Source organism: Massilia timonae (assembly GCF_001866515.1).
Lineage (GTDB): Bacteria > Pseudomonadota > Gammaproteobacteria > Burkholderiales > Burkholderiaceae_D > Telluria > Telluria timonae.
Genome location: NZ_JRYB01000001.1, coordinates 3,820,040 through 3,830,586, shown reverse-complemented (window position 1 = coordinate 3,830,586; position 10,547 = coordinate 3,820,040). Strand labels below are relative to the sequence as shown.

At 67.8% G+C, this 10,547-nt stretch carries 4 protein-coding genes; all 4 read right to left on the bottom strand.

The annotated features are described in order from the left end of the window. Positions 1–7: 7 nt before the first annotated feature. Positions 8–994 (bottom strand): LacI family DNA-binding transcriptional regulator, encoded by a 987-nt coding sequence (locus LO55_RS16430; protein ID WP_071362282.1) that lies wholly within the window; start codon positions 992–994, stop codon positions 8–10. Positions 995–1,222: 228 nt separating this feature from the next. Continuing rightward, entirely contained in the window at positions 1,223–4,561 is a 3,339-nt protein-coding gene (locus tag LO55_RS16425; RefSeq protein WP_071362281.1) for a GH92 family glycosyl hydrolase, read from the bottom strand. 14 nt (positions 4,562–4,575) lie between these two features. Then, positions 4,576–7,272, bottom strand: coding sequence for a beta-mannosidase (locus LO55_RS16420; protein ID WP_071362280.1), 2,697 nt, complete (start codon positions 7,270–7,272; stop codon positions 4,576–4,578). Between the two features lie 62 nt (positions 7,273–7,334). Further along, positions 7,335–10,520: a TonB-dependent receptor gene (locus tag LO55_RS16415; RefSeq protein ID WP_071362279.1), complete on the bottom strand. Its 3,186-nt coding sequence runs from the start codon at positions 10,518–10,520 to the stop codon at positions 7,335–7,337. Between the last annotated feature and the right edge of the window lie 27 nt (positions 10,521–10,547).

The following is a 10,547-nucleotide window of genomic DNA, read 5'->3' as shown; positions in this document are numbered from 1 at the left end:
GTGTGCGCTAGTCGTCGTAGCTGCTCTCGCGCACGATCATCTCGACTGGCAGGGTTATCTGGGATGGGTTTTCGTCGGGTTTGTGCAGCAGGGAGTCGACCCCGGTCCGCCCCAGCGCTTCCTTGTCCACGTGGACGGTGGACAGCGGCGGGATGGCGGCGGCCGAGGCGGCGATATCGTCGAAACCGACGATCGCGAGGTCGTAGGGAATCTTGAGCCCTTCGGCCAGGCAGTACTTCATGGCGACCAGGGCGGTGCTGTCGTTGTAGCAGAACAGCGCGTCCGGGCGTTTCGGCAGGTCCAGCAGGCTGCGCATCGCCTCGATCACGCCCTCCTCGCCCTCGCCCATGGTGGGCACGATGACTTCCAGGCTGGGATCGGCATGCACCTTGGCGTCGAACAGCGCCTGGCGAAAGCCCCGGTTGCGCTGCTGGATGCTGTAGTGGGCCAGGGAGCCGGACAGCATGGCGATGCGCTTGCGGCCGCAGCGCAGCAGGTGCTGGGTGGCGAGGTAGCCGCCGCTCATATTGTCCGGATTGATCGAGGTGAAGCCGCGCCGGTGCATGTCCACCAGCACCATCGGCTTGCCGGTCTGCTGCAGCGCGCTCAGGACTTCGGGCTCGAAGAAGCCGGCGCACAGGATCGCGTCGGGCTGGTGCAGGCGGATCTGTTCCAGCACCGGCTCGGCCGGGCCGACCACGATCAGCGACAGCGCGATGCCCTCGCGCCGGCAGGCTTCTTCGGCGCCGTGCAGCACCGGCGTGAAGAACGGACTGGAGGTGAGCGTGTTGTGCTGGCTGTGCAGCAGGAAGGCGATGCGGCGGATGCGGCCCTTCTTCAGCAGGGAGAAATCGTAGCCCAGGCGGATGGCGGCCTCGCGCACCACGCCGCGGGTCGCCTCGGTCATGCCGCCCTGGTTCTTGAGCGCGCGCGAGACGGTGCCGATCGACAGCCCGGTCTCGCTCGCGATGTCGCGCAGCGTGACCTGGCTCACGGCGCCGCCCTTGCCGCCATCGGGCTCATCTGCGTGACCATATACATGATCGTCTCCATTGAGTGGTTTAATAAACGCTTGTTGTCGCGTTCTTGTACTTGAATTTATAGCAGCCGCGTTTCGAAAGCGTCAACAAAGGCAGGTAGGACAGCGTGTGTTTTAGCGTTTTTTAGTAAACACTGGTTGTTCACTGTAAACACAAGTATTTACCTGCCTCGTCGCGCATCCTTATTTCGGCGCCGCCGCCGCGCCGGCCTCCAGCAGCTCCAGCTCGGCCAGCTCGAACGCCGCGCCCTGGGCGAAGCGCAGGCGGTACTCGCGGTAGGCGCCCGGTTTGGCGATGCCGAACGGCCGCAGCTGGCGCTCCCAGGCAAACACCTCGTCCTCGCGTGCGTCCAGCGCCACCCAGGCGCCCTTGCCGTCGCGTCCTTCGAGCGTCCACGTCACCTTGCCCAGCGCCGCCTTGCCGCCGGTGATGGTGTAATGGCTGATCGTCGTGGGCTTGGCGAAGGCGAAGCCGATGGCGGCCCTGGCCGGGACTTCCGTGGCCGTCATCGCATCGTCGTCGACCAGCGCGGCGTCGGCACGCTTGCCATCCAGCGTGACAGTGGCGCCCTTGCCGCGGTCGACCAGGCCGGCGGGACGCCGCCCGGCGGCGGTCATCGATGCCGGCAAGGTGCTCGGATCGCTGCCCCAGGTCGAGGGCTTGCTGCCCATCGTGAATTCCAGCGTGGCGCCGGCGGCGATGTCGGCGTGGCGGATCCAGGGCTGGTTCCACGGTTTACCGTTCACCTTCAGCGACTGCACGTAGACGTTGTCCTGGCTGTTGCCATGGGCGATCACGGTGAGCTTGCGGCCGTTCTCGAGCGTGACCTCGCTGCGCGCGAAGGCCGGCGAGCCGATCACGTACTCGGGAGAGCCCATCCGCAGCGGATACAGGCCCAGCATGGCGAAGGTGTACCAGGCCGACATCTCGCCATTGTCCTCGTCGCCCGCATAGCCCTGGCCGATCTCGCTGCCCAGGTACAGGCGGCGCATGATCTCGCGCGTGATCTGCTGCGTCTTCCACGGCTGGCCGGCGGCGACGTACATCCAGGGGATGTGGTGGGCCGGCTGGTTGCTGTGGGCGTACATGCCCATGCGGACGTCGCGCGCCTCGGTCATCTCGTGGATCACCTGGCGGTAGCTGCCGGAATACTTCGCTTCCGCCGTCTCTTGCGTGGCGAAGAACTCGTCGAGACGGCTGGCCAGCACCTGGCGGCCGCCCATCAGGCTCGCCAGCCCTTCCGCGTCGTGCGGCACGGTGAAGGCGAAGGTCCAGGCGTTGGCCTCGGTGTAGTCGCCGCCCCAGCGGCGCGGATCGAAGTCCTTCGCCGGCACGCGCCACCCGCCCTTGGCGTCGCGGCCGCGGAAGAACCTGGTCGCCGGGTCGTAGACATGGGCATAATCGGCGGCCCGGGCGCGGAAGTAGGCTGCCTCCTCGCGGTAGCGGCGGCCGCGCGCGCTGTCGTTGCCACCCTCCCCTTCTTCAGCGCCCAGGGCAGCGGCCAGCTGCGCCAGGCCGAAATCGTTCAGCGCGCCTTCCAGCGTCCACGACATGCCTTCGTGGACCGAGGTGTCGGCATAGCCGCGGTACATCGACTGCGCCAGGCCCTTGCGGCCGACGTTCGAGACCGGCGGGACCGCGGTCGCGTTCTTCAGCGCCGCCTCATAGGCCTGGTGCGCGTCGAAGCCGCGCACGCCCTTGAGCCAGGCGTCGGTGAAGGCCACGTCGGAGCTGGTGCCGACCATCAGGTCGGCGTAGCCCGGCGACGACCAGCGCGCCACCCAGCCGCCGTCGCGGTACTGCTGCAGGAAGCCGTCGACCATCTCGCCGGCGCGCTTCGGCGCGAACAGCGCATACGCCGGCCAGGTGGTGCGGAAGGTGTCCCAGAAGCCGTTGTTGACATAGACCTGGCCGGGGACCACGGGCGCCGACGTGCGCAGCGCATCGCCGCCGGTCTTGTCCTTCGACCAGCCGCTCTGGTCGGCGTGGCGCCAGTCGGGCCTGGCGGCGGTGCCGACGTTCTCGTGGGCGACGTTCGGATACAGGAACAGGCGATACAGGTTCGAATAGACGGTGGTCAGCTGGTCTTTGCTGGCGCCGTCGACCTTGACCCGGCCCAGTTCCGCATCCCACGCCGCCTGCGCGCGTTCGCGCACGGCATCGAAGCCGGCGTCGCCGATTTCCAGGTCCAGGTTGCGCTGCGCCTGCTCGACCGAGATCAGCGACGTGGCGATGCGCATCCGCACCTCGCCCTTGTCCGCCGCGAACTTGATGAAACCGGTCGGACGGCCGGTCTCGATCGCGCCGCTGTCCTGCCAGCGCTGGTCGAAGCGCGCGAACACGAACATGCGCGTGGCGCCGTTCGACAGGCCGCTGCGGGTGTCGGTATAGCCGCGCAGGGTCTGGGTCGCCGCGTCCAGGGTTAAGCCGCCGCGGTCGTCGACGTTATCGAACAGCAGGTTGGCGTCGCCGTTCTCCGGGAAGCGGAAACGGAAGATCGCGGCGCGCGAGGTCGGCGCCAGCTCGGCGCGGATGCCGTTGTCGAAATCGACGCGGTAGGTGTAGGGACGCGCGAGTTCCCGGTCGTGCGCGAACGGCAGCGCGCGGCGCTGGCGGTCGGCGTCGGGACGGCCCTGTGCGGCCGAGGGCATGATCTGGAAAGTCTGGCGGTCGGCCATCCACGGGCTGGGCTGGTGGCTGAGCGACAGCGCCTGCAGGCGCGGGCGGTTATTCGCGTCGTTCTGCTCGTTCCAGCGATACAGCCAGCTCAGGGTGCCGGCGTCGGTGGCCGGGGTCCAGAAATTGAAGCCGTGCGGCACGGCGGCGGCCGGGATGTTGTTACCGCGCGAGAAGGTGCCGTTGGCCTGGGTGCCGCGCGTGGTCAGCACGTGGTCGGACAGGCGCGCGACCTGCGCGATTGCCTGTTCGCTCACCGCGACGTCGTCGATCCAGCCGCTGGCGCCGCCCTTGGCGGTGGGGCGCAGCTCCAGTTCGATCGACTTGATGCGGCGTCCTTTCAGGCTGCCCAGCCGTACCGCCTTGTGCGCCCATTGCTGCGGGTACAAGGTCTTCGACTGGCCCTGGGCACTGGCGCCCAGGCGCACGCCGTGGTGGTCGCGCAAGTCGAGGCTCGAGATCCGGCGACCGTCGTCCAGCATCAGGTCGAGCGAGACGTAGGCCGACGTGTCGATGTCGCCGTCGACGATCTCGGGCAAGACCATCCACGACAGCACCGTATCGGGCTTGACCTCGATATCGACCGCGTACAGCTGCAGGCGGCCGCCCTGGCCTTCGGCATGGTAGTGCAAGGCCTGGGCGCCGGTATAGCCGGCCTTCTTCCTGGCGGCGTACGGGCGTTCCGGGCCGGCGCCCAGCGCCACCTTCACGCCCTCGCCCGTCAGCGCGGCCGGCGCCGGCTGGCCGGATTCGAAGGAAGTCGAGAAGCGGGGCTCGGCGGCGCCGGCAGCGCTTGCCGCCAGCAGCAGAGTCACAGCAGCGGATATGGTGTGCGTCTTCTTCATGTGAGGACGGTCTCCTATGGTGTTGTTGTAATGGCCCGCATGGCGTCAGACAGCGAGCGGATGTTCATGGCGGCGCGCAGGGCGTCTTCATTGGCGGTGGAGTTCAAGCGCAGCTGGACGCGCTCGCCCGGCAGCACCGTCAGGGCGTTGTCCGACAGCTCGGCGTCCAGCGCGCCGAAATCGATCCAGACCGCGCGTGCGAGCCGGGCGGCCTCGATCTCGACGACGTAGCCATCGCCGTCGCGGCGCAGTTCGGCGCGCAGACCGGCCTGATGCCGTGTGATCTCCTTCGCCGGCTTGAAGTACACGACGCCGCGTGATGGCGCTTCACCTTCAGCGTGCAACTCGAACACGGCGACGGTGGACGCCGGATCGGCGCCGCCGAGCAGGTCGGCGTCACGGTAGCCAGCCGCCTCGAACGCCGACAGCGGCGCGATCTCGACCGCCTTGCGCTCGTCGCGCAGCAGCTTGCCGTCCAATGTCATGACGCGTGTGCGCAGTTCGCCTTGCACGGCGTGCGTGCGGTCGTTGAGCAGGCTGACTTTCGTATTGCCGGCGGCGTCGCGCAGCGCCGCCAGCGCGACCGGCGCGAAGAAGCGCCGCGCATGGAACTGCAGCGCCTTGGGCCGGCCGAACCAGTCGATGCCCGACCATGACGCCCCCGGCCACACGTCGTTGAGTTGCCAGTACAGCGAACCCATCGTGGTCGGACGGCTGCGCCGGTGGTGCAGCGCGGCCAGTTCGACGCCCTCGGCCTGCATCGCCTGGCTCAGGTAGGCGAAGCCCGCAAAATCGGCCGGTTCGCCGAATTCGTCGCGCACGTATTTCAGCAGGCGCGCATTGCCCTTGCCGGCCATGAACTTCTGGTGCGCCTCGATCACCGGATGGTCGATGCGCTGCTGGTCACGGCGGGCAAAAGCGTCGATGGTGCGCTGGTCCGGCCAGGCCTGCAGGCCGTACTCGGACATGAAGCGCGGCGTGACGTCCAAGTAGGTCGACACCGGATGGGCCGGATTGCCCCACACTTCCCAGTAGTGCATGTCGCCGGCGGCCGGGGTGTTGGCGACTTCCTGCAGGTCGTTGCCGGGAGAGCTGGACCAGTAGCCGATGCCGCCGCCCTCTTGCTCCACCACCTTGCGCAGGTCGACGCCGAACAGCTGCACATAGCCTTTCCACACCCTGTCGGCGAAGACCGGGTCGGCCTGCTCCAGGGTCTTGCGGTGGCCCCAGTACTTCCACGCGATCTCTTCCTCGTTATTGCCGCACCAGAGGACGACGCTGGGGCGGTTGCGCAGGCGCCGCACCTGGTCGCGCGCCTCGTGCACGACGCTGGCGCGGAAGGCATCGTCGTACGCCGGCTGCATGCCGCCGCCGAACATGAAGTCCTGCCACACCATCAATCCCAGCTCGTCGGCCAGGTCGTAGTAATCCTCGCCCTCGTAATAGCCGCCGCCCCAGCTGCGCAGCATGTTCATATTGGCGTGCTTCGCCGATTCCAGCACGCGGCGCAGCTGTTCGCGGCTCACGCGCGGCTGGAACATGTCGAAGGGGATGGAGTTGGCGCCCTTGGCGAACACCGGGATGCCGTTGACGACGAAGTGGAAGCTGCTGCCGCGCGCATCCGGGTCGCGCCGCAGCTCGACGCTGCGCAGGCCGGTGCGCGCCGCATGCGTGGCCAGGGTCTCCCTGCCGTCGCGGACCTCGAGCTCGTAGCGGTACAGCGGCTGCGCGCCGTACCCGTTGGGGAACCAGCGCTGCGGATAATCGACCCGCACCGGCAGCGCGATCCGGTTGGCGCCGGCGGCCAGGTCGACGCGCCTGGAAGCGGCCAGCGTGCGCTTGCCGTCCGGGGCCGTCTGCCACAGGCGCAGCTCGGCGCGTTTGGCGCGCACGACGTCGAGCGCGGCGATCGCGCTGACGTCGGCGCGCGCGGCATCCACGCGGTCCTGGCGCAGCTGCAGGTCGTCGATGCGCACCGCATCCCAGCTTTGCAGCACCACCGGTTTCGTGATCCCGGCGCTGACGTAGCGCGGACCCCAGTCCCAGCCGTAGTGGTAGCCGGGCTTGCGCACGAAGTTGCCGGTCATGGCGTCCTGCGGCTCGTCGCCGTACGGCGATGGATAGTTGCCGGCGATCTTGTGCGGCATCGCGGCCACCTGCGGCAGCATCTTCGCGATCGGCGAGCGCAGCACGACGCGCAGGATGTTGCCCTCCGCGCGCAGCCGGCCCTCGACCGGCACGCGCCAGGTGCGGAAGGCATTGTCGGCCTCGAACAGCTTGACCCCGTTGAGCCAGACCTCGGCGAAGGTGTCGAGGCCCGCGAACACCAGGTCGCTGCGCGCGGCGCGCAAGGTGGCGGCCGGGACGTCGAAGCTGGTGCGGTATTCCCAGTCGGCCAGGCCGATCCACTGCAGGCCGCCTTCGGGCGCGCCGACATAGGGGTCCGGGATCACGCCGTGCGCGAGCAGGTCGGTATGCACCGTCCCCGGGACGGTCGCGGCGCGCGACGGCAGCGCTTCGACGTGGGTGTTGCCCTGGGCATGACCGCGCAAGAGGCGGAAGGTCCAATCCTTGTCGATCACGAGCCGGGAGGCCGCAGCCGGCGGCGCCGCCATGCCCGCGGCCAGGGCCAGGATCAATCCCGACACAAAGCGCGCGCACCACCGCCCCGGCCAAGGCCCGGCAGCGCGGGCATGTTCGTGCATGTTCATGGCTTGTCCAGAATGAGAAAAACCTCCCCGGGCCGAGCGGCGCGGGGAGGACGGAACGGGGCTCAGAACTTGTAGTTCAGGCCCATGTACGCGACACGGCCGGCGTAGTTGTTGGAGTAGAAGCGCTGCTTGGTGTCGTTACCCAGGTGCGAGCGCGACTCTTCCTCGGTCAGGTTCAGCACCGACGCCGTCAGGCTCAGCTCCGGCGTGAAGTTGTAGGAAGCGTTCAGGTCGACCTGGCTGTACGGTTCCTCGTACACGTTCAAGCCGTTCATCAGGCCGTTGACCACTTCGCCGCGGCGGTTGTACGAGGCGCGCAGCATCAGCTTGTCGTTCGAGTAGAACACCGTCAGGTTGGCCTGGTTCTTCGCGCTGCCGACCAGCGGCGAGGTGCCGATCTCGGTGCCGTCCGCCAGCGTGATCGCGGCCTGGTTGGTCTTGTTGTACGTGTAGTTGGCCTGGATGCCGAAACCGTTGTCGAAGGTGTGCTGGCCATACAGCTCGATCCCCTTCGACACCGCATCGCGTCCGCCGGCGCTGGTCGCGTAGTTCTGGACCGCGATCGCGTCGCCGCCGATGTTCAGGGTCACGTCGCGCACCACCGGCACCGCGAAGTTCTGCACGTTCTTGCGGAACAGGCCCATGCCGAGCACCGAGCCACGGTGGAAGTACCACTCCAGGCCGACGTCGTACTGGGTCGCCTGGTACGGTTCCAGGTCCTTGTTGCTGCCCGAACCATACCAGCCCTGGCGGTCGCCGCCGCCGATCAGGCGGCGGTCCTCGACGTATTCCTGGCTGTAGTAGTTCAGTGCGCCCGGCGCGCCGATGTCGTTGTAGCTCGGACGCGCCACCACCTTCGAGGCCGCCGCGCGCAGCAGCAGGGTGTCGGTCAGGTCATACGCGATGTTCAGGCTCGGCAGCACGTCGGTGTACTTGCGGTCGAGCGAGCTGACCACATAGGTCGACACGTGGCCGGTGGCCGGATTGGTCTGGCTGTCCGGCACCACGGTGAAGCCGCTGGTGCAGCCCGAACCCGCGGGCGCGCCGGCCGCCGGCAGGCCGCCGGCCTGGCATGGCGCCGGCGTGCCGTCAGGACCGTCGAAGAAGTAGTCGTTGTAGTAGTCGACCTTGTCGGTCGAATCGGCATGCTGCCTGGTGCGCACCACGCGCACGCCGAAGTTGCCGCGCAGGCGGTCGGTCTTGATGTTGGCCTGCAGGTACATCGAGGTGATCTTCTCGTCCACGTTGTAGATGAAGTTGTCCTCGTTACGGGTCTGCATGTCGCCGTAGGTCTGGTTCAGGTACGCGATGTAGGCCGGATAGTTAATGCCGGGGAAGGCGCTGGCCTTGAGGCCGTTGGTCAGGTTGCCCAGCGATTCGTTGTACAGGAACTCGGGGCGGAACTTGTTGGCGTTGGCGTCGCAGCCGTTCTGGTAGCGGTTGTCGTAGTCGCCCGGGTCGGTGCCCTGGCACACCCAGTAGTTGTTGCCGGTGCTGCGGCTGGTGCCGCCGTCGCGGTACTTGGCGCCGAACTGGATCGAATCGAGCCAGCTGCTGTCGGCGTGCCAGGTCAGGTCGGTCTGGGCGTAATTCTGCTCGGTGCTGTTGCGGGTCCACGAGGACGAGGTCGAGCCGAGGTCGATCTCGCCGATGCCATTGCGCAGGTTCTGCATCAGTTCCGGCGCGAAGGTCATGGTCGGCGTGCCCGACACGTCCCACGAGGTCGCGGTGTTGCCGAGGGTCCAGCTGCCGTCGGCGTTCTGCACGCGCGGCTTGATCGGCATCCCGAACTGCAGCTCCGGACCGCCCTTGGCCCAGGTGCGGCCGGCCTTGAAGCTGGCGTCGACCGCATCGCCCTTCCATTCGACTTCGAAGTCGGCGGTCTGCGACAGCGCCTTCTCGCGGCTGTAGCTGCCGGTGATCTGCGGGGTCGGGATGGTGCAGTCGTCCGGACCGAAGCCGCCGGTATTGGCCAGGCCGCCGGCGCCGGCCTGGGCGCTGTTGCAGTAATAGGCCTTGCCGGGATGCGCGCTGTACTGGGCGCCGGTGACGACCGTGCCGCTCGGGTCGAAGGTGAGGCCGTCGAGCAGGCGCCCGCCCGGCCAGTTGCCGTCGCCGTCGTAACGCGCGATATTCCATTCCGGGACCTTCAGCTGGTTCAGCTGGGAGTTCTGCTGCAGGTCGAAGCGGAAGTAGTTGGCCGTCATGTTCAGGTTGCGCAGCGGCTTGAACTGCAGGGTGATCTGGCCGCCCTTGCGTTCGCGCTCGGTCTCGCGCACGTCCATGTTGACCGAGGTCGGCATCGCGAACTTGCTGTAGTACTTGCCCGACTGGTCGTAGAAGCCCGACTCGCCCCACCAGAACGAATTCAGGCCCGATGGATTGCCGTTGACGTCGACCGGCGGCTGCGCGTCGTAGTCGTCGGCATACCACTGCCAGTTCTCGGTGCTGGCGCCCATGGTGCGGGTGGTGCGCTTCTGCTTGGTGAAGCCGACCAGGACGCCGAAGCGGTTGCTCTCGTCGTGCCAGGCGTACTGGCCCGAATATTGCGGGTCGGTCTTCTTGGTGGTGTCGGCCCAGGTGCCTTCGACGTTGACGAAGCCGGAACCCGACTTGACGTCCAGCGGACGGCGGGTGCGCAGGATCACGGTGCCGCCGATGCCGCCCTCGTCGAAGCGGGCTTCGGACGTCTTGTACAGCTCCGCGCTGGCCAGCATATTCGACGGCATCAGCATGTAGTTGAACGAGCGGGTCGGATCGCCGTTCGATTCGGCGGTGGCGACGTAGTTGCCGTTCAGCTGGGTCAGGGTCAGGTCGGACGACAGGCCGCGCACGCTGACGTTCTTGCCCTCGCCGCCGCTGCGGGTGACAACCACGCCCGGCACGCGCTGCAGCGCGTCGGCCACGTTCTTGTCGGGGAACTTGCCGACGTCTTCGGCGGTGACCACCTCGACGATCGAGTTGGCGTCGCGTTTCTGGTCGAGGCTTTTCTCGATCGCGTAGCGGAAGCCGGTCACCTTGACCGTCGCCGCCGGGCTGGCGGCGTTTTGCTGGGCCGGCGTCGGCAGCGCGGAGCCTGCCGGCGACTGCGCCGCGGGCAGGACCGGCTGGTTGGCCGATGGCGCCGGCGCGGCCTCGGTCTGCGCATAGGCGTTGGAAAGGGACAGCAGCGCAATCCCGACCGCCGTGGCGATGGGCGTGACGCGGCAGCGCAGCTGCCGGGAAGCGGCTTGGGTTCTTGAAGTCATCGTGTGTCTCCTGGTCGTGCCCTGTGG